Origin of the sequence: Microbacterium sp. GbtcB4 (genome assembly GCF_019091465.1) — a bacterium.
GTDB lineage: Bacteria > Actinomycetota > Actinomycetes > Actinomycetales > Microbacteriaceae > Microbacterium > Microbacterium paraoxydans.
This window is the reverse complement of sequence record NZ_JAGXJJ010000002.1, coordinates 199,177-225,010: the sequence shown is the minus strand read 5'-3', so window position 1 is coordinate 225,010 and position 25,834 is coordinate 199,177. Positions and strand designations below refer to the sequence as shown.

Genomic DNA, 25,834 nt, shown 5'->3' with positions numbered 1-25,834 from the left:
CGTAGGCTGACGGGCATGACCGAGCACAAGGCGCCGAGACGACGCGGGCGCCCGCGCGGCGGCACCGACTCCCGCGAGCGCATCGTGTCCGCCGCCGTCGACGAGTTCGGTGCGCAGGGGTACGACGGCGCCACGGTGCGATCGATCGCCGCCCGCGCCGGGGTCGACTCCGCGCTCGTCCACCACTACTTCGGCACCAAGGCCGACCTGTTCGCCGAGGCCGCCGGAATACCGCTGCGCCCCGACCTCGACGTGCCCGAGATCCTCGCGGGGCCGAAGGACGAAGCGGGGGCCCGACTCGTCCGCTATGTGCTCGACGCGTTCGAGAAGCCCGACGTGCGCCGCCGCGGCGTGCTGCTCCTGCGCACGGCGATCGGGAGCAGACTGACGACGCCCCTCCTCGCCGGATTCCTCTCCCGCGAACTGCTTTCCCGTGTGGCGCGCCGCCTCGACGTGCAGGACGCCGACCTCCGTGCCGCCCTCGTCGCGTCGCAGATCGCCGGGATGCTCATCGGCCGCTACGTCCTGCAGCTTCCCGCGCTCGCCGGCGCCTCCGTCGACGAGCTCGTCGGTCGCGTCGGCCCCACCGTCCAGCGCTACCTCTTCGACTGACCCTCCCCGCGGCGGGCACAGCTTCGGAGATCTCGCCCGCCGCGCCGGACGGCACGGGCCGGCGGCGGCGTGTCGATCCGGCGCTCCGAAGCCGTGCCGACCGAGAGGCGTTGACGCCCGACGAGGCGAGGCGCATAATTCATCGCATGATGAATAATGCGGCCGTCGAGATCACGCAGCTCCGCGTGCGGCGTGGGGCCGTGTCCGTGTTCGACGGCATCGACCTCGTCGTTCCGCGTGGCCAGATCACGGGTCTCCTCGGCCCCTCCGGGTGCGGCAAGACCACGCTCATGCGGTCGATCGTCGGTGTGCAGCGGATCGCCTCCGGTGATGTGACTGTCCTCGGCGAGCCGGGCGGGTCCCGCCCGCTCCGGCACCGCGTCGCATACGGCACGCAGGGCGCCTCGGTCTACGGCGATCTCAGCGTGCGGCAGAATCTCGCCTACTTCGCGTCGCTCCTGAAAGCGCCGAAGGGCGATGTCGACCGGGTCATCCAGGAGGTGGGCCTCGGCGCGCAGGCGGGGCAGCTCGTCGATGCGCTGAGCGGCGGCCAGGCGACGCGGGTGTCGCTCGCGGTGGCACTGATCGGCTCCCCGGAACTGATCGTGCTGGACGAGCCGACGGTCGGTCTCGACCCCGTGTTGCGGGCGGAACTCTGGACCCTGTTCCGCCGCCTGGCTGATCAGGGCGTCACGCTCATCGTGTCCAGTCACGTGATGGACGAGGCGGTGCGCTGCGACCGGCTGCTGCTGATGCGGGAGGGGAGGATCATCGCCGACACGACGCCGTCCGCACTGCTCGCCGACACCGGAACGACCGACGCCGAGGCCGCGTTCCTTGCGCTGATCGAACGCGACAGGGCCGCCGGCACCGCGACCACCAGGCGCGCACGCCGAGAAGCGCACGAGCACCAGGAGGAGGACGGGACATGAACGGCCGACGGCTGTTCGCGACCGCCGGCCGTGTGCTCACGCAGCTCCGACACGACCCGCGGTCGATCGCCCTGATGCTCATCGCCCCGAGCCTGCTCGTCGGTCTCTTCGCCTGGCTGTTCAGCGAGCAGGACGGTGTGTTCGATCAATTCGGGGGTGCCATCCTGGCGCTGTTCCCGTTCATCGTGATGTTCCTCATCACGTCGATCACCACCTTGCGCGAACGCCGTTCCGGCACGCTCGAACGGCTGATGACCACGCCGCTCGAGAAGGCCGACTTCATCCTCGGGTATGCGCTCGCGTTCGGGCTGATGGCCGTGCTGCAGGCGGTGATCACGGTGTCGTTCGCGGTCGGGGTGTGCGGGCTCGACGTGGACGGGCCGCTGTGGCAGCTGGGTCTCGTCGCGGTGGTCGACGCACTGCTCGGCACAGCCCTCGGCCTCCTGGCGAGCGCGTTCGCCCAGACCGAATTCCAGGCCGTGCAGTTCATGCCGTTGCTGGTGTTCCCGCAGATCATCCTCGGCGGGTTGTTCATGCCGCGCGACCAGATGCCCGACGTGCTGTACGCCATCTCCGACTGGCTGCCGCTCAGCTACGCGATCGACACGATCAACGCCGTCACGGCGGGGGACGAAGAGTGGGACGTGTTCGGTCCGCTGCTCATCGTCGTGGCCTTCACGGTCGGCGCTCTGGTGCTCGCCGCCCTCACGCTGCGGCGGCGTACACGCTGAGCCGGAGTCCTGGCCCAGGTCAGCGCGCGGCGCGGTTCTTGGTGTGCTTCGTCGGCACGGCGGCCCAGGGGTCCTCGGGCCAGGGGTGCCGGGGGTAGCGGCCGCGCATCTCGGCGCGCACCTGCGCATAGGGGCCCGACCAGAACGAGGCGAGGTCGTCCGTGACCGCGAGCGGCCGCCCCGCCGGGGACAGCAGATGGAAGAGGACGGGGACGCGGCCGTCCACCAGCCGGGGAGTCTCCGCCCACCCGAAGCACTCCTGCAGCTTCACCGCCACGACGGGCCGTGCGGTCGCGTCGCCGTCGGGCTCCGGGTAGGTGATGCGTACCCGGGAGCCGCTGGGCACGTCGAGCCGCTCCGGGACGAGCGCATCGAGGTGCACGGCCTCGGGCCAGGGCAGCAGACGACGCAGCGCCGATGACAGATCCAGCCGACTCGCGGGCGTGCCGGAGGCGAGAGCGTCGAGCTCCGGTGCCAGCCACACATCGAGCGATTCGAGCAGACCCGCGTCCGACACATCGGGCCAGGGGTCTCCGAGTTCACGTCGCAGCAGCGCGAGTCGGCGCCGCAGGGCCTCCGCGCCGTCGGACCACGTGAACATGCCGAGGCCATCGCGTCGGAGTGCTCGGCCTACGGCATCCCGGCCTTCCGAGGCCGAAGGGCGCACCGGCACCGATGAGCGCACGATCGCCCCGATCCGGCGTTCGCGGCGGGCCTGTACACGGCCTCCGACGTACTCGGCCTCGACGCGGTCGCTCATCAGGGGGCCTGCCGCGCGCTCCACCTGCTCCTCGGTGAGGGCCGCTGCGGCGCGGATGACCGCACCGGAGCCGGCTGCCGTCCGGGACGAGGTTCGGGCGACGTCGGCCACGGCGAGCCATTCCGAGGCGGCCAGAGCGCCGCTGACACCGGCCCGGCTGCCGGACGCCAGCAGGAAGGTCGCTCCCGATCCCGAGTGCTCGACGCGGCGGGCGACACGCTCGGGGAAGGCCAGCGCGATCACGAGCCCGACGCCGTCGAGACCCGCGCGCGTGTCGGGCGTCACGTCGACGAGGCGTTCCAGACGACGCGCGTCCTCTCGCCAGCGCCGGGCCTCGGCGGTGCCCCCTCCGCGCAACGTGACGAGAGCGCGGGCGACGTCGGCGTCCGGGGTGCGCTGATCGCCACCCAGGAGCGCCACGACCTCGGCGGCGAGCCGGCTCCCCACCGCGGGGCTGCCGTCACGCAGCGCTCTGGCCAACCGCGGATCGGTGGGGATTCGTGCCAGCGCACGGCCCTCTGCCGTGGCGCGCCCGTCGCCGTCGATCGCTCCGAGACCGCGGAGCACCGTGACGGCATCGGCCAGGCTGTCGGCTCGCAGCGGTTCGATCATGCGCAGGTCGGCACCGCCCGGGGCGCCCCAGCAGGCGAGCAGGAGGGCGGCGTCGGTGAGGTCGGCCGTGGCGATCTCCGGGGACGGCCGCGCGGGAGCGGCAGCATAGGCGCGCTCGTCCACACAGCGGATCACGGTGCCGGGGCCCTGCCGGGTGGCGCGTCCGGCACGCTGCACACAGGAGGAACGGGAGGCGGCGGTGGTGACCAGGCCCGTCATTCCGCGCGCGGCGTCACGCTGCGGCTGCCGTGCCAGACAGCTGTCCACGACCAGCCGCACACCCGGCACTGTGAGAGAAGACTCGGCGACCGAGGTGGCGACGATGATGCGGGGCGGGGCCTCCGGCGCACGACCACGGATCACGGCGTCCTGCTCCGCTGACGGGATTCGGCCGTGCAGCTCTCGCACATCGAAGGTGCTGTTCCGGTCCCGGACGCGTCGAGCGATCTCCGACACCTCGCGCGCGCCGGGGGCGAATACGAGCACATCCGCTTCGGGATCATCCCGGACGAGCTCGGCGGTGGCGGTGGCGGTGACACTCGCGACGTGGTCGAGGAAGCCCCGGGTGACTCCGCGTTCGTCGAGGCGGGGCGCGGAACTCGGTGCCCAGCGCTCGGTGAGGGGGAAGGCCGGGACGTCGTGGTCGATGATCGGCGCGGGAGCCTCCTCGGTGCCGATGACCGCAGCGATCCGGTCGGCGTCGAGGGTGGCGGACATGGCGATGACGACGAGGTCATCTCGCAGCTCGCGAACCTCGGAGAGCAGGCCGATGAGGAGATCGGTCTCGAGGGCACGCTCATGCACCTCGTCGATGATGACCGCACTCACGCCGTCGAGCCCCGGGTCGTCGAGCATCCGTCGCAGGAGCACGCCAGCGGTGACGAACTCGACCCTCGTGTCCGGCCCGACAGTGCGCTCGCCGCGGACGGTGAAGCCCACCCGGGAGCCGAGGGGTGTGCCGTCGAGCTGTGCGAGTCGGCGAGCGGCCGCGCGCGCGGCGATCCGGCGCGGCTGGGTGACGATCACGCGTCCGGTGCGGCGTGAGGCGAGGAGCGGCGGGACGAGCGTGGTCTTGCCCGTACCTGGCGGCGCGGTCACGACCACGGATCCGCTCGTGTCGAGGACGGTGGAGAGGTCGTCGAGGGCGCCCGCGAAAGACAGACCGGCGCCGATGGCGGTGAGGTCGAAGGCGGCGCGGGTCACCCGTCCAGTCTGCCCGGTCGTGAGAGAGCGGATGCCGCGACCCGATCGGCCGCGGCATCCGCTGTCGTACGCTGCTTACTCCGCAGCGGGAGCGGGCGGCGCGGGCGGCGGTGGAGTGGTCGGCGTGGGCGTACGCGGCGCCGGGGCGGGCGCGGACGCTTCGGCGACTCCCGCCCCGAAACCGCGGCCGACGGCCTGTCCCTGGATGATGCCGGCGAGGTCGAGGCCGGTCGCGGAGTGCACGCTGTCGAAGACCGAACGCAGGGCCTTCGCGCTGTCGGCACCGACGACGTTGGACGCGCCGTCCTCGCCGGATCCGCCGACGATCGAGACGCTGCCGATGGCGGCGTAGCCCTTCGCGAACTCCGACATGATCGACGGCAGCACCTCCAGCACGCGCTGGGAGAGGAAGGCATCCTGGTTGGAGGCGATGGCCTTGGCCTCGGCCTCGACAGCGGCGGCACGGGCTTCACCCTCGGCGCGGATCGCCTCGGCCTCGGCGTTGGCGCGCAGCCGACGAGCCTCGGCCTCCGCCTCCGCCTGGGCGCGCAGCGCGTCGGCGTCACCGGTGGCCTTCGCGATCGCGGCCGCCGCCTCACCGTCGGCGCGCGCCTTGTCGGCCTGTGCCTGCTGCTCGGCGATGCGGGTGCGCGCCTCGGCCTGCTTGACCTGCTCGATCGCCGCCGCCTCGGCCGCCCGCTCACGCGTGTACAGCTCGGCCTGCGCGCGGGTCTCCGCCTCGTACCGCTGCGCGTCCGCGACGCGCTTGACGTCGGCGTCGAGCTGCGCCTGCTTGTTCTCGGCCTGCTGCTGCAGCACGGCCTGCTCGGCCTGGGCGCGGGCGAGCTGCTCCGCCTGCTCCGCCTCGGCGCGTGCGCGGCCGATGCCCGCGTTGGCGTTGGCGGTGTTGGTGTCGAGGGCGGTCTGCTCGACGAGGTTCGCCTCCTGGTTGGCGATGTTCTTCTGGTTGATCGCGCGGTCGGCGTTGGTCTGCGAGATCTCCGCGGCCTGGCGCTTCGCCTGGATCTCCGGGGCACCGAGGGACTGGATGTAGCCGACCTTGTCGGTGATGCCCTTGATCTGGAAGGAGTCGAGGATGAGGCCCTGTTCGGCGAGCTCCTGGGAGACGTCGGCGGCGATCTGGTCGGAGAACTTCTTGCGCTCCCGCATGAGCTCCACGACGGAGAGCGTCGCGACGATGCCGCGCAGGGCGCCCTCGAGCTGCTCGGTGGTGAACTGCTCGATGGCCTTGTCCTGGGAGGCGAAGCGCTCGGCGGCCCGGCGCACCAGCAGCGGGTCGGAGCCGATCTTGACGATGGCGACGCCGTCGACGTTGAGCGTCACGTTGTCGAGCGACTGGGCCTCGGCGTTGAGCGACACCTGCCGTGAGCGGAGGGAGATGATCTCGTGGCGCTGGGTGATCGGGTTGACGAGCGACTTCCCGTTCACGATGACCGTGACGGGCGATTCCGACATCTCCGAGCTGCTCGTGCCGTCGGCGCCGATCACGGCACGCTGCACCTTCTGCTTGCGTCCGGAGATGACGAGCGCTTCGTCGGCGCGAGCCACCTTGATCCAGCTGCGGGCGAACAGCAGCAGGATCAGCAGGACGACGATCGCGGCGACGACCGCGATCCCGATGACGATGAGGATGCCGACGATTCCGGCGATCTCCATGGATGACCTCCCTGGTTCCCCCCGAGGGGGCGGTCCGATATGCCCACGGTCGATGTGGGCGTGCGCAACCCACCCTGCCAGAAAAGAGACGCCCGCCACCGCGTCGGGCGCCATCATGCCGGTATCGGTGGGCGTTCCTCCCGTCGCCCTGCCTGTGGAGGAGGGGAGCGGTCAGCGGGTGCGGAGTTTCTCCGCGAGGTCGCGCAGCAGGCGCAGCTCCTCGTCGTCGAGGCGTGACATCCGGTCGGCGATCGACCGACCGTGCACGGTCGCGAGCGCACGGAAGGCCCGGGCGCCCTCGTCCGTCGCGCGGATCAGGGCGCCGCGGCCGTCGTCCGGGTCGGCGCACTTCGCGACCAGTCCCCGCGTCACCATCCGGTCGACGAGGCGGGAGACGCTCGGCTGGCTGATGAGCATGTTGGCGGTGATGTCGCGCAGGCGGGCGGTCATCTCCGGCGAGCGCGTGACGGTGAGCAGCACGTCGTACTCGGCCTGCGTGATGTCGCTGGTGTCGAAGTCGGCCGCCATCTCGGTGAACAGTTCGTGCTGCGCGCGGAAGAGGCTTTCCCAGGCCTCCAGCGCGAGCTTCCGATCGGTCATCCTCACAGAGTACCGGGCGCAGTAAAGGGCCGGTCGGAGAGGCTCCCGACCGGCCCTTGTCCCTTGCACCAAGAGTGTCCTGCAATCACATGCGGTGGATGCCACAGCAAACATTCACCGTGTGATCACTGTATAACGGCGAGGTAACGAATGCAACGGTTTGATCACGATGATTCGGGCGGATACTGGAAGGGACGGTATCGAGAGCCCCCGCCTCCGCACCGCGCGGCAGACCTCTCGACGCCAGGAAGAAGATGCTCATGAAAGCTCTCCGCTACGTCGAGATCGGCAAGCCCCCGGTGGTCGTCGACATCCCGATTCCGAAGCCCGGTCCCGGACAGGTCCTCCTCAAGGTCACCGCGGGCGGTGTCTGCCATTCCGACGACTACGTCATGGGGCTCCCCGAGAAGGACTACCACGAGCAGGGTTACCCGCTGCCGCTGACGCTCGGCCACGAAGGCGCCGGCATCGTGCACGAGATCGGCGAGGGCGTCGACTCGACGCTCAAGGTCGGGGATGCCGTGGCCGTCTATGGTCCGTGGGGTTGTGGTCGCTGCCACAACTGCTCGATGGGCAAGGAGAACTACTGCACGAATGCCGCCGCCGAGGGCATCCGTCCTCCGGGGCTGGGCAGCCAGGGCTCGATGGCCGAGTACATGATCGTCGACGACGCACGTCACCTCGTGCCGCTCGGTGACCTCGACCCCGTGCAGAACGTCTCGCTGACCGACGCGGGCCTCACCCCCTACCACGCGATCAAGAACTCGCTTCCGAAGCTCGGCGCCGGCACGGTCGCCGTCGTGATCGGTACTGGTGGTCTCGGCCACGTCGGCATCCAGATCCTCAAGGCCATCTCGGGTGCCACGGTCATCGCCCTCGACGTGAACGACGAGAAGCTGAAGCTCGCCACCGAGGTCGGCGCGGATCACGTGCTGATCAGCGACGCGTCGGCGGCCGAGAAGATCCGCGAGCTCACCGGCGGTCTCGGCGCGAACGCCGTGTTCGACTTCGTCGGCGCGAACCCGACGATCGCCCTGGCGCAGAGCGTTGCCGCACTCGAGGCCGACATCACGATCGTGGGTATCGGCGGGGGCAGCATGACGCTCGGCTTCGGCTCGATCGCCTATGACGCGGCCGTGCGCATCCCCTACTGGGGCTCCCGCGCCGAGCTGATCGAGGTGCTGGACCTCGCCCGCGCCGGCAAGATCCACGTCCAGACCGAGAGCTACACGCTCGACGACGGTCCGAAGGCGTACGAGGACCTCGCGTCGAACAGCATCCGCGGACGCGCCGTCATCGTCCCCTGACATCGGCCTCGAACGCCCGGGAGGGATCGCCCTCCCGGGCGTTCGTCGTTTCGGTGCGGCTTCAGCTGCAGCGTCGCCGGTCGGCGAGGAGGGCGAGCGCCGCATCGATCGCGCTCGCCGCCGCGTCGGGGGCCACGCGCACGAGGGCGAAGGCGGAGACCACCAGGCCCGTGCAGGCGTCCGCCAGGGTGTCGACCTCCGTTCCCGCGAGCTCGGGGAGAGCGGCCCCGACGCCGCGGGCGAACGCCTCTCGGAGCTCCCCGCGATAGGACGCCACGACCCGGGCGACCGCGTCGTCAGTGCCGATGGGGGCGGCGGCGGTGTTGACCAGCAGGCAGCCGCTCGTCGCCGGGAGGCTCCCCGCGGTCAGCAGCGCCGCACGCAGTCCGCCGAGATAGGTCTCCAGCGCCTCCGGCGCCACGGTCTCGCCCGTCAACGGGGCGAGGCGCGGACGGATGACCTCGTCCAGGTAGCTCTCGACGGCGGCGTCGAAGAGTCCTCGTTTGGAACCGAAGGCGTGATAGATGCTGGAGCGGCTGAGGCCGGTCGCGCGCTCGAGCTCCGGCAGCGGCGCGCTCTCGAAGCCGCGCTCCCAGAACACGCCGCGTGCCGCGCGGACCGCTTCCGCGGTGTCGAAGGTCTGTGTGCGCCCCATCCACCCTGCTCCTGCTCTTTTGTGAATCGCTTGATCCAGTATATATTGGAACGACCGATACAGAATGCGCGGCCCCGCCGCGTCGAAGGGGGACTGCCATGGTCATCGCCGGACTCGTGCTCGCAGGCATCGCCGCGCTCGTGCACGTCTACATCTTCTGGCTGGAGTCGTTCGCCTGGACCAGTGCGCGCGCTCGCCGCACGTTCGGCACCGGCACGGCGGAGGAGGCCGCGCGACAGAAGGAGCTCGCCTTCAACCAGGGCTTCTACAACCTGTTCCTCGCGATCGCCGTCCTCCTCGGCATCGTCCTCTTCGCCACGGGAGCGACGGCCGTCGGCGCGACCCTGGTCTTCACCGGCGCCGGATCGATGGTCGCCGCGAGCCTCGTGCTGCTGCTGTCGAGCCCCGACAAGGCGTCCGCCGCCCTGAAGCAGGGCGCCATCCCGGCGCTCGGCGTCATCGCGCTCGCCATCGGCCTCCTCGTCTGAGTCCGGCCGCAGCACCCCCCCAGATCCTCACGAAGGAGAGAAATGTCCCACGCCATCAGCACCCAGATCCAGCTCGCCCGCCGCCCCGAGGGGTGGCCGACCCACGACGACTTCCGCACCGTCGAGGTCGAGCTGAGCGATCCGGCGCCGGGGGAGGTGCGCGTGGCGAACGAGTTCGTCTCCGTCGACCCCTATATGCGCGGGCGGATGAACGACGTCCGCAGCTACGTCGCCCCCTACGCCCTCGACGAGGTCATCGCGGGTGGCGCCATCGGCCGGGTCGTCGCCTCTGCGGCGGACGACCTCCCCGTCGGCACCGTCGTGCTGCATCAGCACGGCTGGAGCGATGTCGTGCAGGCGGACGCGTCGACCTTCCGGGCCGTGCCCGAGGTGCCCGGCATGCCGCTGTCGCTGCGCCTGCACATCCTCGGCATGACCGGCCTCACTGCGTACGTCGGGCTCACCGCGATCGCCGGACTCGCCCCGGGCGACACCGTCTTCGTCTCCGGCGCCGCCGGTGCCGTCGGCACGGCTGTCGGTCAGATCGCCAAGCTCCTCGGCGCGGGCCGCGTGATCGGCTCGGCGGGCTCGCCAGAGAAGGTCGCCCTGCTGACCGAGAAGTACGGCTACGACGCGGCGTTCAACTACAAGGACGGCCCGGTGCGCGAGCAGCTCGCCGCCCTCGCGCCCGAGGGCGTGGACGTGTTCTTCGACAACGTCGGCGGCGACCACCTCGAAGCCGCGCTCGACGTGATGAACGACGGCGGCCGGATCGCCCTGTGCGGCGCCATCACGAGCTACAACACGACCGAGCGCGTGCCCGGGCCCGACAACATGGCGAACATCATCACCCGCGGGCTCCGTCTCCAGGGCTTCACCCTGGCGAACTACCTGCACCTGTCGCCGGAGTTCAGCGAGAAGATGACCCGCTGGTTCGCGGAAGGGCGGATCGCCTACGACGAGACCATCGTCGACGGGATCGAGAACACGGTCGACGCGTTCCTCGACATGATGCGCGGAGCCAACACGGGGAAGATGCTCGTGCGCGTCACGCCCTCCGCCTGACGTCCGGAGCGGGCCGCCCGCGCATTTGAGATATATTGCTTGAGACGTAGAACTTCACTCTCCATGACCCCCACTGGAGGCAGTGTGACACTCTCTGGCGGCCCCCTCGAACGCCGGTCGATGAGCGACGAGGCTTTCGTGCGCCTGCAGGATGCGATCATCAGCGGCGAACTCCAGCCCGGCGAGCGCCTGCGCGACTACGAGCTCGCCGAACGCCTCGGCACCTCGAAGACGCCGATCCGCCATGCCCTCGACCGCCTGGCCGACAACGGCCTCGTCGAGATGCAGCGCAACCGATACACCCGCGTGGCCCCGATCGATCTGGAACGGGTGCGCAACGCCGTCGACCTGTTCGGCGACATCTGGATCGGCTCGGTTCGTCACGTCATGCCGGTGATCCAGGACGACGATGTGGCCTATCTCGTGGAGCTGGCCGACGACATGGCGGCGTCGGTGCAGGCGCGGGACATCATCGCGTTCGGCGCGGCGCTCCGCAGCGCGGCGACGGGTTTCGCCCGGATCGAGGGCAACGCCACGCGCGCCAACTCCATCGAGCGCCTCGGCCCGCAGATCCGCCGGTTCACCCAGCACGCGAAGGACGCCGTGGACTGGTCCGCGGTCGAGGAGTTCGTCGGCGCGATCCGCGAGGCGACGTCGGAGCGCGACGCGGTCAAGACCCGTGCGGTGCTGGTGACCTTCTTCGACGAGACGCTCCCGGCGATCATCGATCGGGCCGAGCAGTCGGGACTGGCCGAGATCTCGGAGTGATCCTGCGCTGACGAACGAGGGCGACCGCACACCGCGGTCGCCCTCGTCGCGTTCCGGGGCTACGGCGTGAGGCGATGGACGTCGCGCGGGAACAGCGTCACCTCGCGGACGTTGGCCGCCTCGACCAGTCGGCCCACCCAGCGCTCCAGTCCGATCGCGAAGCCGCCGTGCGGAGGCATCCCGTGCGCGAACGCCTCCAGGTAGCCGGCGTACGTCGAGGGCGATTCGCCCCGCGCCTCGATCGCGGCGACGACCTCGCTGTGTCGATGTAGCCGCTGTCCGCCGGTCACGAGCTCCAGACCCCGGAACAGGAGGTCGAAGCTGTTGCTCCACTCCGTGTCGTCGGGCTGCGGGTGCGTGTAGAACGGACGCTTGCGCATCGGATACCCCTCGACGGCCAGCACGTCGCTGCCGAACTCCTCCTTCGCCCACGCCCCGAGCGCCCGCTCGTGCGCCGGGGAGAGGTCGGGCTCGTCGGCCGGAGCCCCGACCCGGCGCAGCGCGTCGCGGAAGTGCACGACGGGGATGTCCTCGGGGATGACGGGGAGCGTCACGTCGAGCAGCGCGAGCTCTTCCGCTGCGTCGGCGCGGATGCCGTCGACCATGCCTCGCAGCACGTGGCCGAGGAGTCGCAGGACGTCGCGGTGGTCGCGGATGAACCCGAGCTCGACGTCCAGCGACACGTACTCCGACAGATGCCGCACGGTGTCGTGGGGCTCGGCCCGGAAGACCGGCCCCACCTCGTAGACGCGTTCGAACACGCCGACGAGCTGCTGCTTGTAGAACTGCGGGCTCTGCGCGAGGTACCCGGTCCTCCCGAAGTAGTCCACGGGGAACACGTTCGCCCCCGACTCGGTCACGGTGTCGACGATCTTCGGGGTCTGCACCTCGGTGAAGTCCGCAGCGTCGAGCACCCGGCGGAACGCCCGCGCGCTCGCCGCGGCGATCTGCCAGGTGGCGCGGCGTGCGGGGTGGCGCCAGGTCACCGCCGCGTGGTCGAGCAGAGTCGGCAGGCTCGTCTCGAGCGTCGGGCGCCACAGCTCAACGACCGGCGGTGCAGCCGGCTCCGACAGGCTCTCGATCTGCGGGTCGACGATCTCGACGCCGCCGGGGGCCTGCGGGTTCGCGGCGACGGTCCCCGTCACGCGGACCACCGTCTCCTCCGGAGGGAGGCCGTCCGTCGGAAGCTCGGCGGCACGGACGACGACCTGGGCGAGGCCCGAACGGTCGCGGATGATCAGGAACGCGACGGTGGCGAGTTCCCTCCGTCGATGGACGTGACCGAGCAGCATGACACGGCGGCCGGGGGCGGCCTCGGCGAGCTCCGCGGCGAGAGTGCGGGCGGGGTCGGGTGATCTCATCTCTCCTCCAGGTTGTGGGAGCCCTGGAGGTGTGGGCGGGGGCCAGATCGCGGTGCCACCACACCTTCGCCGGTGAGAAGCCGGCCTCTCGTCGGTGCGCCGGACGCGCGGGGACCGCCTGCACGGAGGCCGGGGGTCGTCACGCCCCGGCGGTCGCCGCGTCCAGTCTAGGGGCGTTCTCGGCAGATCCACAGAATCGCTCGGGCACCGTCTCGTACCCTGGATTATCCAAGGGGAGTACTCCGACACGGTCGGGTCGTCATTACGGATGCGTCTGCATCCCGGCCCACCGGTCCCGCTCGGCGGGATGGGGAAGACTTTGGCGCTGTTCCGTCACGCCCGAGTCTGGAGTACCCGTTGGAAATCACCCCTTTGATCTGGGTCATCACGATCGCGGTCACCATCGCGTTTTTCGTGTACGAGTTCTTCGCGCACGTCCGCAAGCCGCACGAGCCGAGCATCGGCGAATCCGCGCGCTGGTCGATCTTCTACATCAGCCTCGCGCTGCTCTTCGGCGTGGGCATCGGCATGGTGTCCGGCTGGACCTACGGCGGCGAGTACTTCGCCGGCTACCTCACCGAGAAGGCGCTGTCGATCGACAACCTCTTCGTGTTCCTCATCGTGATGACGGGCTTCGCGGTGCCGAAGATCTATCAGCAGAAGGTGCTGATGATCGGCATCGTAATCGCGCTGATCCTCCGCGGCGTCTTCATCGCCGTCGGTGCGACCCTCATCGAGAACTTCTCCTGGATCTTCTACGTCTTCGGCGCGCTGCTGCTCTTCCTCGCGTACCGCCAGGCCTTCAGCAGCCACGAGAGCAACCCCGCGAACGGCCGCTTCATGACGTTCGTCCGTCGCCACCTCCCCGTCAGCGAGGAGTACAACGGCGACAAGCTCACGGTCGTCCAGAAGGGCAAGCGCTACGTCACGCCGATGCTGCTGACGATCATCGCGATCGGCTTCATCGACCTCGTCTTCGCCGTCGACTCCATCCCCGCCATCTACGGCCTCACCGACCAGGCGTACATCGTCTTCACCGCGAACGCGTTCGCCCTGATGGGTCTGCGCCAGCTGTACTTCCTCATCGGCGGGCTGCTGGAGCGCCTGGTGTACCTGGCTCAGGGCCTCGCCGTCATCCTCGCGTTCATCGGCGTGAAGCTCGTGCTGCACGCCCTGCACGTTAACGAGGTGCCGTTCATCAACGGCGGTGAGCCGATGCTGTGGGCGCCCGAGATCCCGATCTGGTTCTCGCTGCTCTTCATCGCCGCGACCATCGCGGTCGCCACCGTCGCGAGCCTGATGAAGACGCGCCGGCACCGCAACGCCGTCTCGTCCTCGACCGATTCCACCCCCACCATCGACAAGGAGCACTCTTGAGCGCGCAGCGCTGTTCTGACTCTTCGGACTCTGACAGTACGAGCACCCGGTTCATCCCGGGTGCTCACCCCGCCACCGAGGAGGTCGCCCGCTGATGGGCGATCTGCTCTGGAACATCGCCCTCGTCCTGCTCTTCGTGCTGATCGGCGGTGTCTTCGCTGCGACGGAGATGGCCCTGGTCACGCTGCGTGAGAGCCAGCTCAACGCGATCGCCGCTCGCGGCCGTCGGGGAGCGAAGGTCGCCGCCCTGGCCCGCAATCCCAACACTTTCCTCTCGGCGGTGCAGATCGGCGTGACCGTGGCGGGCTTCGCGTCCGCCGCCTACGGAGCGACCTCGATCGCGCCGTCCGTCGCGCCGCTGCTCGAGGGCTGGGGTGTCGCGCCTCCGCTCGCGATGACGCTGGCCACGATCGTGCTGACGCTGATCATCGCGTACCTGTCGCTCGTGCTCGGCGAGCTCGTGCCGAAGAGGCTGGCGATCCAGCGCAACGCGCAGTTCGCGTACGCGGTCGCGCCGGCCCTGAACGGCTTCGCGACCGTCATGCGCCCGGTGATCTGGCTGCTGTCGGTCTCGACGAACGCGCTCGTCCGCGTGCTCGGCGGCGACCCGCACAAGACGAGCGACGAGCTCACCGACGAGGAGGTGCGCGACATCGTGGCGACCCACCAGGGCCTGCCCGACGACGAGCGCCGCATCCTCGACGACGTGCTCTCGCTGCGGGGACGCCAGGTGAGCGAGGTCATGCGCCCGCGACCGGAGGTCGTGGCGCTCGACGAGGCTGCCACGGTCGGGTCGGCGATGGAGCAGGTCCGCGAGCTGCCCTTCTCCCGGTACCCCGTGTCCCAGACGTCGATCGACGACATCACCGGCTTCGTGCACGTGCGTGACCTCTTCGAGGCTGCCGCGGATGACCCGGAGCGCCCGCTGCAGGGGCTCGTCCGCGACATCCCGTACATCCCGTCCACGGCGGGGGTGTTGCCCACCCTCACCCGGATGCGGGCCGAGGGACACCACATCGCCGTCGTCGTGGACGAGTACGGGGGCACCGACGGTCTCGTGACTCTGGAGGACCTCGTGGAGGAGGTCGTCGGCGAGATCTTCGACGAGTACGACGCCGAGGTCTTCCTCTCCGCCGACGACGGACTGGACGGGCGCCTCAACCTGCAGGACTTCGAGGAGGCGACGGGGCTCGCGATGCCCCGGGGGTCTTCGGACACGATCGCCGGATTCGTCACCGAGCAGCTCGGCCGTCTCGCCGTGGTCGGCGACACCGTCGAGGTGCCGGGCGCGACCATCCAGGTGGTGGAGATCGATCGCCGCCGCATCGCACGCGTGCGCGTTTCGATGCTCACCGATCCGGGTGCCGAGCGGGGCGTCGAAGACTGACGGACCGCCGGGTGGCGGGGCGCGTCAGTCGCGCGCTCCGCTGCCCAGCTCGCGAAGCCCATCGCTGAGGACCTCGGTCAGGAGCCGGGCGTAGCGGCCGTCCGGATCGAGGTCCGGGTCGAACACGGTGATGCTCGCCCCGATCGCCTGCGGGGCGAGGGCGCGCAGGAGTGCGGTGAGCTCCGCGGCACCGAGGCCGCCCGGGTCCGGGCTGTCGACGGCGGGCATCACCGAGGGGTCGAGCACGTCGACGTCGAGCTGCAGCCAGTAGCGACCGTCGGCGGCCGCGGCGGTCTCGGCGGCGACCGCGTCGGCTCCTCGTGCCAGGACGTCGGCCGCCGGCGTGACGCGCGCGAGGAGGCCGCGGACCTCCGCCTGCTCCTCGTCGTCGGCGCGATGCCCGATGTGGGCCGTGCGGGCGGGGGAGAAGTACGGCGCGAGTCCGTCGATGTCGGCGATCGCCGGCCAATGCACGCCGACGGCGCCCGCCAGCGCTTCGCCGGCCACGCTCGCGCACTCGTCGCTGTTGCCCGGGTGGCGGAAATCGGTGTGCCCGTCGATGTGCACGAGCCCCGCGCCTCCACGGCGCTTCACGGCGATCCCGGCGCCGATGAGGATGCCGCAGTCGCCGCCGATCACGAGCGGGGCGCGGCCCTCGTCGAGGACCTCCCCGATGCGCGCCGCCAGGCGGAGGGAGTGGTCGACGAAAGCGGCCTCGTTGCGTACTCGCCCCGCGGGCCGCGTGGCGTCGTCGTCCACGTAGCGGCCGGCGAGCACGATGCCGCCGTCGCTCGCGCCCTGACCGGTGAAACGCCGGAACAGCCCCGCCTCCCGGAACGCGTCCGGTGCCTTCGCGGAGCCGGGCACGCTGCCGGGCTCCGGTGGGCGCAGACCGAGGTTGCTGGGGGCCGACAGCAGAGTGATCATGCGCTCATCCTGCCCCCGGCGTCCGACATCGCCTCGGCTCAGCGGATGGCGTAGACGGCGCTCCCCACGATCACCGCGATGACGGTCGTCCAGCCGATGATCGCGACGGCCTGCCACACGAGGATGCGCCCCTTGCCGATGCCGGACGCGGCGAGCATGGTAGCGGTGAAGTGCGTCGGCAGCAGCAGCGGTCCCAGCAGGCTCACCCCGGGGACGCCGTAGCGCTCGAACGCGCGCTGGAACTTCTCGCGGCGCGCGGAGCCGCGTCCGGTCTCCACCGGGACGCCGTCGGCCTCCAGGCTCGTGCCGCCGCCCACCGTCACCGGCCGCTTCGCCCGCGAGCGGTCCACGATGGCCCGACGGGCGCCCGCGCTGGCGAGCACCAGGATCGCGACGCAGAGGAAGTTGCCGACCATCGCGGCGATGGCCGCGACCACGGGCGGGATGCCGCCGAGGATGCCGATGCTCGCGGCACCCTCGCCTTCGACGAACGGCACCGCTCCGGCGAGGGCGACGATGAGGGGCTGGACGAGGTCGGGGACCTGGGCGACGAGGTTTTGGAAGGTCTCGATGAGGTTCATGGGGGAAGCTCCGGGTGTCGGTGCAGACGGTCTCTCCGTCGCGATGATCCCAGTCCAGTCGATGGCGCCCCGCGGTGGCAGTGCCGCCGCGTCACCGCTCTCCGTGCGGTTCGCCCCGGATCCCGTGACATGTGTCACGCCTCTATCGTGGGGAGCGTGAGCAGTCCTTCCCCCGCTTTCCCCGATCCCGGTCCCGGTGCCCGCCAGCTCGCGCGGGGCATCACCGCCACCTGGTGGTACACGGTCGGCGGGGTGATCTTCATCGAGCTCATGCTGGTGGCCGCCTGGCTGGGCATCGCCGTGGCACTGGATCGCTCGGGCGTCGCGCTGCTCGTCGTGGGGGTCGGCGGGGTGCTCTGGGCGGCGTCGACCGTCCTGCTGCTGGTCGACTACCGTCATCGCGTCGACGCCGGCCCCGGGGTGGGTTGGGTGCGGTTGGCCGTGCCGACCGTCGTCGCCCTGATCTACGGCGGCGCGGCGGGGGCTCTGGTCGGCAGCTGGCAGCTCGCCGCGATGCCCGTGGTGCAGGTCTTCGTGCTGGTGAGCTGGCCCCGCGGGATCCGGGTGCGTGTGGCCGTGGCGGCGACGGTCGCGCTCGTCGCTCTCGCGCTGCTCGACTCGACCACCCCCCTCGGTTCCGGGGTCCCGGTGTGGGTGCCGGTGCTCTACGGAGTCATGCTCCCCGGGATGACCGTGAGCTCGCTGTGGTGGTGGGACGTGCTCGTGGCCCTGGACCGGGCGCGCGCCTCGGAGGCGCGACTGGCGGCGACGCAGGAGCGCCTGCGCGTGGCGACCGACGTGCACGACCTCCAGGGGCATCATCTCCAGGTGATCGCTTTGCAGCTCGAACTGGCGGAGCGCTTGCTGCCCACCGATCCGCAGGCGGGGATGGAGCAGCTCCGCGCCGCCAGGGCGAGCGTCGACGACGCGCGGCAGGGCACCAGAGACCTCGCCACGCGATTCCGCTCGGTGCCCCTCGGCGACGAGCTGGCGAACGCCCGGGATCTGCTCACGGCCGCAGGGCTCATCGTGGAGGCGCGGATCCACCCGGATGCGGACGCGGCACCCGCGGCCGACCTCGGTCCGGTGATCCGGGAGACGACCACGAACGTCCTGCGACACGGACGCGGTGGTCACGCGCGCCTGATCCTCGACCGGACGGCGGACGCCTGGCGGTACGAGGTCGCCAACGACGCGGCACCCGCGGCCGAGGACGGGGCGGTCGGCTCCGGGCTCGAGGGTATCCGCCGGCGGATCGGCGAGGCGGGCGGCACGTTCGAGCAGCGGCGCGATGCCGACGAGTTCGTCGTGACGGTCACCGTGCCCGCGGGGGCGGAGATCGTCCGATGATCCGGGTGCTGCTCGCCGACGACGAGGGCATGATCCGCTCCGCGCTCGCCGCCCTGCTGCGTCTCGAGGCAGACATCGACGTCGTCGCGGAGTGCGCGGACGGCGAGGAGGCCGTCGCCGCCGCCGTCCGGCTCGAACCCGACGTGTGCCTGCTCGATCTGGAGATGCCCGGACTCGACGGCGTGCAGGTCGCGGAGAGGCTCAACCGCACGATCGCGACCCGCTGCATCGTCGTCACCCGGCACGCGCGTCCCGGGGTGCTCCGGCGGGCGCTCGCCTCCGGCGTCTCCGGGTTCGTGCCCAAGTCGCGAGGTGCGGACGAGCTCGCCGCGATCATCCGCCGCGTCGCGGCCGGCGCCCGGTACGTCGATCCGGAGATCGCGGCGGATGCGCTGAGCGACGAGCGGTCGCCGCTCACCGATCGGGAGCTGGACGTGCTCCGCGCCGGGCGTCGAGGGGGAGACCACAGGACAGATCGCGCGGGCGCTCGCGCTGGCGCCGGGGACGGTGCGCAACCACATCTCCGTCATCCTCGGGAAGCTCTCGGTGAGCACCCGTCAGCAGGCCGTGCTCGTCGCTGAGGAGCGCGGCTGGATCTGACCGTCGTCACGCGTCCGTTCCGAGGGTCGCGGCCTGCGAGAATGGAGGCGCCGAGTCCCGAGCCGAGGAGCACACGTGCCGTTCATCTCCACCCGCGGCGGTATGCAGCCGCAGTCGTTCAGCGAGACGCTGCTGGAGGGCCTGGCGCCCGACGGTGGCCTGGCCGTCCCCGACGTCATGCCCGAGGTCGACGGCGAGACGCTCGAGCGCTGGCGTGCCCTGACCTATCCGCAGCTCGCGACCGAGGTGCTCGGCCTCTTCGCGACCGACATCCCGCGGGAGGACCTCGCCCGGATGACGGCGGCGGCGTACGCGGACTTCCCGGACGGCGTCGTCCCGCTGCGTCGCGTGGACGACGACCTCACGCTGGTCGGACTCTCCGAGGGCCCCACGCTGGCGTTCAAGGACATGGCCATGCAGTTCCTCGGGCAGGTGCTGGAGTACACGCTCGAGCGCCAGGGCTCGGTCCTCAACATCCTCGGCGCGACCTCGGGTGACACCGGCTCGGCCGCGGAGCACGCCCTGCGCGGCAAGGAGCGTGTCGCGGTGTTCATGCTCTCGCCGCAGGGCCGGATGAGCGCGTTCCAGCGGGCGCAGATGTTCTCGCTCGACGATGCGAACGTGCACAACATCGCGGTGGAGGGCGTCTTCGACGACTGCCAGAACCTCGTGAAGAAGCTCGCCGGCGACCTCGACTTCAAGCGTGCTCAGCACCTGGGCGCAGTGAACTCGATCAACCTCGCCCGCATCACCGCGCAGACGGTCTACTACTTCTGGGCGTGGCTGCGCGCGACCGACGCCGGCGGCTGGGCGGAGGTGTCGTTCACCGTCCCCTCCGGGAACTTCGGCAACATCCTCTCCGGATTCTTCGCGAAGCAGATGGGACTGCCGATCCGGCGCCTCGTCCTGGCCGCGAACGAGAACAACGTGCTCGACGAGTTCTTCCGCACGGGGGTGTATCGCCCCCGCAGCGCCGCCCAGACGCTGGCGACCTCGAGCCCGTCGATGGACATCTCGAAGGCCTCGAACCTCGAGCGCTTCATCTTCGAGCTCGTCGACCGCGATCCGGCGCGAGTGGTCGGCGCGTGGGACGACCTGGAGGCCCAGGGCTTCTTCGACTTCTCGGCCGAGCAGGCGCGCTTCGCGGAGGAGTTCGGCATCGTGAGCGGCACCTCGACGCACGAAGATCGGCTCGCGACCATCCGCGACGTGTACGAGGCCTCCGGCGAGGTGATCGACCCGCACACCGCCGACGGCGTGAAGGTCGCGCGGGAGTATGTCGAGCCCGGAGTGCCGATGCTGGTGCTGGAGACGGCCAAGCCCGAGAAGTTCGCCGAGACGATCCACGAGGCCATCGGGGTCGAGCTGGCGTACGCCCCCGAGCTGCGCGCCATGCTCGACGCCCCCCAGCACGTGACCGAGATGCCCGACGACGAGCACGCTCTCCGTGCTTTCATCGAGGAGAACGCCCTCCACTGACCCGCGAGACCCCGCTTTCGCGCCGAAACCCCCTGTCCCGGACGCCGGAGACAGGGGGTTTCGACGTGAACCCGAGGTCTCGGCGACAAGAGAGGGAAATGCGGGGGTGGGCAGTGTGCACAGAGGGAGGGCGGATTGAGGCGGAGTGCACATGTCGGGGAGGAGAGGGGGTGAGTACCGTGGCGGGCAACCCGTATCCTCCTCCCGAAGGACTCCCCATGGCACGCACGGCGCACGCAGACGACTTCGCGCTCTCCCGAGTGACTCCAGAGGCCCGCAAGCCCTGGTTCGGAATCGCCGTCCAGCGATTCGGACAGGTCTCCGCCCTCTCGCAGTTCCTCCTCGGCGCGACCCTCGGTTACAGCATGACCTTCGGCGAGGCCGTCCTCGCCTTCCTGTTCGGCTCGCTCATCCTCGAGGTGATCATGTGCGTGGTCGGCTTCATCGGCCAGCGCGAGGGCCTGAACACCGCGCTCCTCGCCCGCTGGACGGGCTTCGGCGAGATCGGCGCGTCGCTCGTCGGCCTCGCGATCGGCATCAGCCTCATCGGCTGGTTCGGCATCCAGTCCGCCATCTCGGCGCAGTCGCTCGACGCCCTCATGCCCGGTGCCCTGCCGGTCTGGGCGTGGAGCCTCATCTTCGGCCTCGCCGTCACCGCGATCGTCGCCTTCGGCTTCGTCGGAATGCAGTGGCTCGCGAACATCACCGTGCCGCTGTTCCTGATCCTCGTCGGCTGGTCCGTCATCTCCGAGCTCACCCGCCACGACATCGGCGAGCTGCTCACCGGCCCGGCGCCCGGCCCGACCATGAGCGTCTGGGCGGGCACCGGCATCGTCGCCGGCGGTCTCATCGTCGGCGCGATCATCACGGGCGACATGACCCGCTTCAACCGCTCGCGGGCCGACGTCGTCAAGCAGACCGTGCTCGGCGTCTCCCTCGGCGAGTTCGTGATCGGCCTCGCCGGCGTGCTTCTCGCCCACGCGGCGGCGACCGGCGACATCGTCGCGATCGTCACCTCGTCCGTCGGGTTCGTCGGCCTGTTCATCGTGCTGACCGGCACGCTGAAGATCAACGACTGGAACCTGTACTCCTCCACGCTCGGCCTGGTGAACTTCATCTCCACGGCCTTCGGCAAGAACCTGCACCGCGTCACCACCACGATCGTCCTCGGCGTCGTCGGATCGGTGCTGGCGGCCGTCGGCATCCTCGGACAGTTCACCGAGTTCCTCGTCGTGCTCAGCGTCGCGTTCCCGCCGATCGCCGGGATCATGGTCGCCGAGTACTACGTGGTGCGCCGCTGGCGTCCTGAGCTCGACGCGACCCGCGAGACCGGAACCCTGCCCGGCACCGCGCCCCGCATCGTCCCGGCCACGATCGTCGTCTGGCTGGTCTCCTCGCTGGTCGGCTACTTCGTGACCTGGGGCATCCCCTCGCTGCTCAGCCTCTTCCTGTCGATGGTGCTCTACATCGTCGCCGGCAAGCTCGGCTGGGTGCGCGGCGTCGGCGTCGCGACCACCCGACAGGCGAACCCCGTCGACAGCGCCCCCGCCGCGGTCTGAGCAGACCCGCCGGACACGAACCACCTCCACGAAAGCGAGCATCATGCACATCGGCATCGACGTCGGCGGCACCAACACCGACGCCGTCCTCATGGACGGCACCCGCACCCTGGCCGGGGTCAAGCATTCCACGACCCCGGACGTGACGAGCGGGATCGTCCAGGCCATCGAAGACCTCCGTGCGGGGCACTCCTTCGAGGGCGGCGACATCGACGCGGTGATGATCGGCACGACGCACTTCATCAACGCGCTCGTGCAGGCGAGCCGGCTCGCTCCGGTCGCGGCGCTCCGGCTGGGTCTGCCCGCGACGCGCGCGCTGCCGCCGCTGATCGACTGGCCGGAGGTTCTCGTCGCGGCCACCCAGGCGCGCAGCTACCTGGCGCACGGCGGCTACGAGTTCGACGGCCGCCCGATCTCGCCGCTCGACCCGGACGAGATCCGCGCGCACGCCGAGGACATGAAGGCGCACGGCATCCGCTCGGTCGCCATCTCGTCGGTGTTCAGCCCGGTCAACCACGACCTGGAAGTGCGGGCGGCCGAGATCGTCGCCTCGGTGCTGGGGGAGGACGCCGCCATCTCGCTGTCGCACGAGATCGGCCGCATCGGACTGCTGGAGCGCGAGAACGCGACGATCATCAACGCCGCCCTCCGTGAGCTCGCGTCGGAGATCGTCGACGGGCTCACCTCGGCGGTCCGCGCGCAGGGCATCGAGGCGCCGATCTTCCTCAGCCAGAACGACGGCACGCTCATGGACGAGGACTACGTGCGCCGGTACCCGGTCGCGACCTTCGCCTCCGGCCCCACCAACTCGATGCGCGGGGCGGCGGCCACCAGCGGCCTCGTCGACTGCGCCGTCATCGACGTGGGCGGCACCACGGCCGACATCGGCCTGCTCATCAACGGCTTCCCCCGGGAGACGGCGAACGAGGTTAAGGTCGCCGGCATCCGCACGAACTTCCGCATGCCGGACGTGCTCTCCCTCGGCATCGGCGGTGGCAGCATCGTCGACGAGGAGACGGCCGAGGTGGGCCCGGCCTCGGTCGGCTACCGGCTGACGACGGAGGCGCTGGTCTTCGGCGGCTCGACCCTCACGGCCACCGACATCGCGGTCGCCGCCGGTCGTGCGCAGGTGGGGGACCCCGCCAAGGTCGCGCACCTCGACCCCGCGTTCGTGGAGCGCGTGCTCGCCCGCATCGCGGAGCGCGTCGCGGAGGCGGTGGACCGGATGCGCACGTCGCCCGAGCCCATCGCGGTCGTGGCCGTGGGCGGCGGGTCCATCCTGCTGCCCGACGAGCTGCCCCTGTTCGGCACCGTGCATCGGCCGGAGAACTACGCGGTCGCCAACGCCATCGGCGCCTCGATCGCGCAGGTCGGTGGCGAGATCGACAAGGTCTACGCGATCGAGCCCGGCCGTCGCGATGAGACGATCGCCGAGGTGCGCGCGGAGGCCGTCGACAAGGCCATCGCGGCCGGTGCCAAGCCCGCGACCGTGTCGATCATCGACTTCGACGAGGTCCCCATCCCGTATCTTCCCGGCAACGCCACGCGCATCCGCGTGAAGGCCGTCGGCGACCTCGACATGGGGGCCTGACATGAGCACGACGATCACCGCCGCCGACATCGACGGTCTCGCCCGCGGTGCGGCCGTGCTCGGCACCGGCGGGGGCGGCGACCCGTACATCGGCGCCCTCCTCGCCCGCCAGGCCCTCGCCTCGGGAGACGTCACGGTCGTGGCGCTCGACGAGGTGCCGGACGACGCCCTCGTGCTGTTCGTCGCGATGATGGGCGCGCCCACCGTCATGGTGGAGAAGCTGCCGAGCCTCGCGGAGGTCATCGAGCCGGTCAAGGCGCTCGGCATCCATCTCGGCCGCCCGGTCACGCACATCGCCTGCGCCGAGGTCGGCGGCGTGAACTCGACGATCCCGATCGCCGCCGCCGCAGCGCTCGGGCTGCCCCTCGTCGACGCGGACGGCATGGGACGCGCATTCCCCGAACTGCAGATGGTGCTCCCGACGCTGTACGGCGTGACGGCCTCGCCGCTCGCCTTCAGCGACGAGAAGGGGAACACGGGCGTGCTGCAGACCGCCGACAACTCCTGGACCGAGCGCATCGCCCGCGTCGCGTGCGTCGAGATGGGCTGCTCCGTCATGATCTCCGGCTTCTCGATGTCGGGTGCCGCCGCACGCCAGTCGCTGGTGGCCGGGTCGCTGTCCCGGTGCATCGACATCGGTCAGCGGATCGCGGAGGCCCGCGAGGCGAAGACCGACCCGGTCGCCGCTGTCGTGGAGCTCCTCGGCGGTCGCGAGCTGTTCGGTGGCAAGGTCGCCGACGTGAACCGGGCCACGACGACCGGCTTCGCCCGTGGCCGGGCACGGATCGACGGAGACGGGGGCACGTCGCTCACGTTGCAGTTCCAGAACGAGCACCTCGTCGCGGAGGCGGACGGGCAGGTGCTGGCGACCACCCCCGACCTCATCATGGTCCTCGACGGCGAGTCGGGGGAGCCCGTCACGACCGAGGGGCTGCGCTACGGCCAGCGCGTCCGCGTGATCGCCGCTCCCGCTGACGAGCGTTGGCACTCGGACGCGGCTCTCGCGATGGTCGGCCCCGGGTACTTCGGCTACGACATCCCGGCGCACCGGTTCGACGGCACGGTCTCCGCCGGAGACGCCGCGACAGAGGCCGCCGCATGAGCTGGGAGCTGACCGCGGCGGACCTGCCCGACCTCGCTCGCGGCGCGACGCTGCTCGGCACCGGCGGCGGGGGCGACCCCTACATCGGCAAGATGCTGGTCGAGCGGGTGCTCGGCGCCGGAGCGATCACGATCCTCGATCCGGACGACCTCGCCGACGACCTCTTCGTCATCCCGACCGCGCAGATGGGGGCGCCGACCGTGATGGTCGAGAAGATCCCCGCCGGCACCGAGCCCACGCTCGCGCTGCGCACCCTGGAGGATCACCTGGGACGCCGGGCTGATGCCACCATGCCGATCGAGTGCGGGGGGATCAACTCGATGATCCCGCTCATCGTCGCCGCGGAGACCGGTCTTCCGGTCGTCGACGCGGACGGCATGGGCCGGGCCTTCCCCGAGCTGTCGATGGAGACCTTCGCGGTCTACGGCGTGCACGGCTCGCCGCTCGCCCTCGCCGGAGAGCGCGGGGAGCGCGTCGTCATCGACACCGGGGACGACGATCGTCAGATGGAGTGGCTCGCCCGCGGCATCACGATCCGGCTGGGTGGCGTCGGTCACATCGCCGAGTACGCGATGAGCGGGGCCGACGTGCGGCGCACGGCGGTGCCGCGCACCATCTCGATGGCCCTCGCCCTGGGCCGGGCGATCCGCCTCGCCAGGGAGGAGCACCGCTCGCCGTTCGAGGCGATCGCCGCGACGCTCGCGACCACGCTCTACCCGCATGTGCGCGAGCTCTGCGTCGGGAAGGTGGTGGATGTCGAACGACGGACCACCGAGGGTTTCGCGAAGGGGCGGGCGGTCATCGCCCCGCTCGGCGCCGCGGAGGACGACACGTTCGAGATCGCGTTCCAGAACGAGAACCTCACCGCGCGGCGGGGTGGACGGCTCGTCGCGATCGTTCCCGATCTCATCTGCGTCGTCGATCACGAGACCGCCGAACCCATCACCACGGAGGGACTCCGCTACGGTCAGCGCGTCCGGGTGCTCGGCATCTCGACGCCGGCCATGATGCGCACCCCCGAGGCGCTGGCCGCCTTCGGGCCCTCCGCCTTCGGCCTGACCGAGGAGTTCGCTCCCGTCGAGGGGATGGCCGCGTCCTAGGCTGGATCCC

At 70.7% G+C, this 25,834-nt stretch carries 22 protein-coding genes and 1 pseudogene; 16 read left to right on the top strand and 7 right to left on the bottom strand.

The window, feature by feature from the left end; translation table 11 throughout:
* The first annotated feature begins 15 nt into the window (after positions 1 to 15).
* The 3 genes from KVS71_RS04930 (at position 16) to KVS71_RS04920 (ending at position 2,275) form a co-directional block, all read left to right on the top strand.
* On the top strand, positions 16 to 612 hold the full coding sequence (locus tag KVS71_RS04930) for a TetR family transcriptional regulator (protein ID WP_217584057.1): 597 nt from the start codon (positions 16 to 18) through the stop codon (positions 610 to 612).
* A gap of 146 nt (positions 613 to 758) precedes the next feature.
* Complete coding sequence (locus KVS71_RS04925; RefSeq protein WP_217584056.1) at positions 759 to 1,544, top strand: ABC transporter ATP-binding protein; 786 nt, start codon at positions 759 to 761, stop codon at positions 1,542 to 1,544.
* A complete protein-coding gene (locus KVS71_RS04920) occupies positions 1,541 to 2,275 on the top strand; it encodes an ABC transporter permease (protein WP_217584055.1) in 735 nt (244 codons plus the stop codon). Before KVS71_RS04925 ends, KVS71_RS04920 begins: the two co-directional genes overlap by 4 nt.
* Positions 2,276 to 2,294: 19 nt before the next feature.
* Here KVS71_RS04920 and hrpB read toward each other — a convergent pair whose 3' ends face one another.
* The 3 genes from hrpB to KVS71_RS04905 all read right to left on the bottom strand — a co-directional run bounded on the left by hrpB (position 2,295) and on the right by KVS71_RS04905 (position 7,127).
* Entirely contained in the window at positions 2,295 to 4,850 is a 2,556-nt protein-coding gene (hrpB, locus tag KVS71_RS04915) for an ATP-dependent helicase HrpB (RefSeq protein ID WP_217584054.1), read from the bottom strand.
* A gap of 75 nt (positions 4,851 to 4,925) precedes the next feature.
* The gene (locus KVS71_RS04910; RefSeq protein WP_217584053.1) at positions 4,926 to 6,527 is read right to left on the bottom strand and encodes an SPFH domain-containing protein; all 1,602 of its coding nucleotides are present in this window, start codon (positions 6,525 to 6,527) and stop codon (positions 4,926 to 4,928) included.
* Positions 6,528 to 6,698: 171 nt separating this feature from the next.
* The gene (locus KVS71_RS04905; RefSeq protein ID WP_105949268.1) at positions 6,699 to 7,127 is read right to left on the bottom strand and encodes a MarR family winged helix-turn-helix transcriptional regulator; all 429 of its coding nucleotides are present in this window, start codon (positions 7,125 to 7,127) and stop codon (positions 6,699 to 6,701) included.
* A 260-nt stretch (positions 7,128 to 7,387) separates the two neighbouring features.
* On the opposite strand from KVS71_RS04905, the gene KVS71_RS04900 reads away from it, so the two are divergent.
* The gene (locus tag KVS71_RS04900; protein ID WP_105950743.1) at positions 7,388 to 8,434 is read left to right on the top strand and encodes an NAD(P)-dependent alcohol dehydrogenase; all 1,047 of its coding nucleotides are present in this window, start codon (positions 7,388 to 7,390) and stop codon (positions 8,432 to 8,434) included.
* A gap of 61 nt (positions 8,435 to 8,495) precedes the next feature.
* Here the strand turns inward: KVS71_RS04900 and KVS71_RS04895 are convergent, their stop codons facing one another.
* A complete protein-coding gene (locus KVS71_RS04895) occupies positions 8,496 to 9,089 on the bottom strand; it encodes a TetR/AcrR family transcriptional regulator (RefSeq protein ID WP_060921376.1) in 594 nt (197 codons plus the stop codon).
* A gap of 98 nt (positions 9,090 to 9,187) precedes the next feature.
* On the opposite strand from KVS71_RS04895, the gene KVS71_RS04890 reads away from it, so the two are divergent.
* From KVS71_RS04890 to KVS71_RS04880, 3 genes are all read left to right on the top strand, one after another.
* Complete coding sequence (locus KVS71_RS04890) at positions 9,188 to 9,577, top strand: DUF1304 domain-containing protein (protein ID WP_105949269.1); 390 nt, start codon at positions 9,188 to 9,190, stop codon at positions 9,575 to 9,577.
* A gap of 42 nt (positions 9,578 to 9,619) precedes the next feature.
* On the top strand, positions 9,620 to 10,642 hold the full coding sequence (locus tag KVS71_RS04885; protein WP_062635625.1) for an NADP-dependent oxidoreductase: 1,023 nt from the start codon (positions 9,620 to 9,622) through the stop codon (positions 10,640 to 10,642).
* Between the two features lie 120 nt (positions 10,643 to 10,762).
* The gene (locus KVS71_RS04880) at positions 10,763 to 11,410 is read left to right on the top strand and encodes a GntR family transcriptional regulator (protein ID WP_060921379.1); all 648 of its coding nucleotides are present in this window, start codon (positions 10,763 to 10,765) and stop codon (positions 11,408 to 11,410) included.
* A 59-nt stretch (positions 11,411 to 11,469) separates the two neighbouring features.
* On the opposite strand, the gene aspS is transcribed toward KVS71_RS04880, so the two are convergent.
* Positions 11,470 to 12,771, bottom strand: coding sequence for an aspartate--tRNA(Asn) ligase (gene aspS / locus KVS71_RS04875; RefSeq protein ID WP_144880639.1), 1,302 nt, complete (start codon positions 12,769 to 12,771; stop codon positions 11,470 to 11,472).
* Between the two features lie 357 nt (positions 12,772 to 13,128).
* Here aspS and KVS71_RS04870 point away from each other — a divergent pair, with 357 nt between their 5' ends.
* A complete protein-coding gene (locus KVS71_RS04870; protein ID WP_060921381.1) occupies positions 13,129 to 14,148 on the top strand; it encodes a TerC family protein in 1,020 nt (339 codons plus the stop codon).
* Positions 14,149 to 14,242: 94 nt separating this feature from the next.
* Complete coding sequence (locus KVS71_RS04865) at positions 14,243 to 15,535, top strand: hemolysin family protein (protein ID WP_144880640.1); 1,293 nt, start codon at positions 14,243 to 14,245, stop codon at positions 15,533 to 15,535.
* 24 nt (positions 15,536 to 15,559) lie between these two features.
* Here the strand turns inward: KVS71_RS04865 and KVS71_RS04860 are convergent, their stop codons facing one another.
* On the bottom strand, positions 15,560 to 16,462 hold the full coding sequence (locus tag KVS71_RS04860; RefSeq protein ID WP_217584051.1) for an arginase family protein: 903 nt from the start codon (positions 16,460 to 16,462) through the stop codon (positions 15,560 to 15,562).
* Positions 16,463 to 16,500: 38 nt separating this feature from the next.
* Positions 16,501 to 17,043: a small multidrug efflux protein gene (locus KVS71_RS04855; RefSeq protein ID WP_217584109.1), complete on the bottom strand. Its 543-nt coding sequence runs from the start codon at positions 17,041 to 17,043 to the stop codon at positions 16,501 to 16,503.
* Between the two features lie 156 nt (positions 17,044 to 17,199).
* On the opposite strand from KVS71_RS04855, the gene KVS71_RS04850 reads away from it, so the two are divergent.
* The 7 genes and pseudogenes from KVS71_RS04850 to KVS71_RS04820 all read left to right on the top strand — a co-directional run bounded on the left by KVS71_RS04850 (position 17,200) and on the right by KVS71_RS04820 (position 25,824).
* Entirely contained in the window at positions 17,200 to 18,393 is a 1,194-nt protein-coding gene (locus tag KVS71_RS04850) for a sensor histidine kinase (RefSeq protein WP_368874553.1), read from the top strand.
* A pseudogene (locus KVS71_RS04845) lies at positions 18,390 to 18,993 on the top strand (response regulator). The gene KVS71_RS04850 and the pseudogene KVS71_RS04845 overlap by 4 nt, the downstream one beginning before the upstream one ends.
* Before the next feature lie 75 nt (positions 18,994 to 19,068).
* Positions 19,069 to 20,472, top strand: a complete 1,404-nt coding sequence (gene thrC / locus KVS71_RS04840; protein WP_126894359.1) for a threonine synthase — start codon at positions 19,069 to 19,071, stop codon at positions 20,470 to 20,472.
* Positions 20,473 to 20,690: 218 nt separating this feature from the next.
* Positions 20,691 to 22,031: a cytosine permease gene (locus KVS71_RS04835; RefSeq protein ID WP_060921385.1), complete on the top strand. Its 1,341-nt coding sequence runs from the start codon at positions 20,691 to 20,693 to the stop codon at positions 22,029 to 22,031.
* Between the two features lie 43 nt (positions 22,032 to 22,074).
* Positions 22,075 to 23,622: a hydantoinase/oxoprolinase N-terminal domain-containing protein gene (locus tag KVS71_RS04830; protein ID WP_105949272.1), complete on the top strand. Its 1,548-nt coding sequence runs from the start codon at positions 22,075 to 22,077 to the stop codon at positions 23,620 to 23,622.
* A gap of 1 nt (position 23,623) precedes the next feature.
* Positions 23,624 to 24,724, top strand: a complete 1,101-nt coding sequence (locus KVS71_RS04825; protein WP_144880646.1) for a DUF917 domain-containing protein — start codon at positions 23,624 to 23,626, stop codon at positions 24,722 to 24,724.
* Entirely contained in the window at positions 24,721 to 25,824 is a 1,104-nt protein-coding gene (locus KVS71_RS04820) for a DUF917 domain-containing protein (protein ID WP_105949274.1), read from the top strand. Before KVS71_RS04825 ends, KVS71_RS04820 begins: the two co-directional genes overlap by 4 nt.
* Positions 25,825 to 25,834: the final 10 nt, after the last annotated feature.

Bases quoted from the DNA above. Each gene is read 5' to 3' on its own strand.
- KVS71_RS04930 (WP_217584057.1), top strand. From the start codon at position 16: ATGACCGAGCACAAGGCGCCGAGACGACGCGGGCGCCCGCGCGGCGGC.
- KVS71_RS04925 (WP_217584056.1), top strand. From the start codon at position 759: ATGATGAATAATGCGGCCGTCGAGATCACGCAGCTCCGCGTGCGGCGT.
- KVS71_RS04920 (WP_217584055.1), top strand. From the start codon at position 1,541: ATGAACGGCCGACGGCTGTTCGCGACCGCCGGCCGTGTGCTCACGCAG.
- KVS71_RS04910 (WP_217584053.1), bottom strand. From the start codon at position 6,527: ATGGAGATCGCCGGAATCGTCGGCATCCTCATCGTCATCGGGATCGCG.
- KVS71_RS04905 (WP_105949268.1), bottom strand. From the start codon at position 7,127: ATGACCGATCGGAAGCTCGCGCTGGAGGCCTGGGAAAGCCTCTTCCGC.
- KVS71_RS04900 (WP_105950743.1), top strand. From the start codon at position 7,388: ATGAAAGCTCTCCGCTACGTCGAGATCGGCAAGCCCCCGGTGGTCGTC.
- KVS71_RS04895 (WP_060921376.1), bottom strand. From the start codon at position 9,089: ATGGGGCGCACACAGACCTTCGACACCGCGGAAGCGGTCCGCGCGGCA.
- KVS71_RS04890 (WP_105949269.1), top strand. From the start codon at position 9,188: ATGGTCATCGCCGGACTCGTGCTCGCAGGCATCGCCGCGCTCGTGCAC.
- KVS71_RS04885 (WP_062635625.1), top strand. From the start codon at position 9,620: ATGTCCCACGCCATCAGCACCCAGATCCAGCTCGCCCGCCGCCCCGAG.
- KVS71_RS04880 (WP_060921379.1), top strand. From the start codon at position 10,763: ATGAGCGACGAGGCTTTCGTGCGCCTGCAGGATGCGATCATCAGCGGC.
- aspS (WP_144880639.1), bottom strand. From the start codon at position 12,771: ATGAGATCACCCGACCCCGCCCGCACTCTCGCCGCGGAGCTCGCCGAG.
- KVS71_RS04865 (WP_144880640.1), top strand. From the start codon at position 14,243: ATGGGCGATCTGCTCTGGAACATCGCCCTCGTCCTGCTCTTCGTGCTG.
- KVS71_RS04860 (WP_217584051.1), bottom strand. From the start codon at position 16,462: ATGATCACTCTGCTGTCGGCCCCCAGCAACCTCGGTCTGCGCCCACCG.
- KVS71_RS04855 (WP_217584109.1), bottom strand. From the start codon at position 17,043: ATGAACCTCATCGAGACCTTCCAAAACCTCGTCGCCCAGGTCCCCGAC.
- KVS71_RS04835 (WP_060921385.1), top strand. From the start codon at position 20,691: ATGGCACGCACGGCGCACGCAGACGACTTCGCGCTCTCCCGAGTGACT.
- KVS71_RS04830 (WP_105949272.1), top strand. From the start codon at position 22,075: ATGCACATCGGCATCGACGTCGGCGGCACCAACACCGACGCCGTCCTC.
- KVS71_RS04825 (WP_144880646.1), top strand. From the start codon at position 23,624: ATGAGCACGACGATCACCGCCGCCGACATCGACGGTCTCGCCCGCGGT.
- KVS71_RS04820 (WP_105949274.1), top strand. From the start codon at position 24,721: ATGAGCTGGGAGCTGACCGCGGCGGACCTGCCCGACCTCGCTCGCGGC.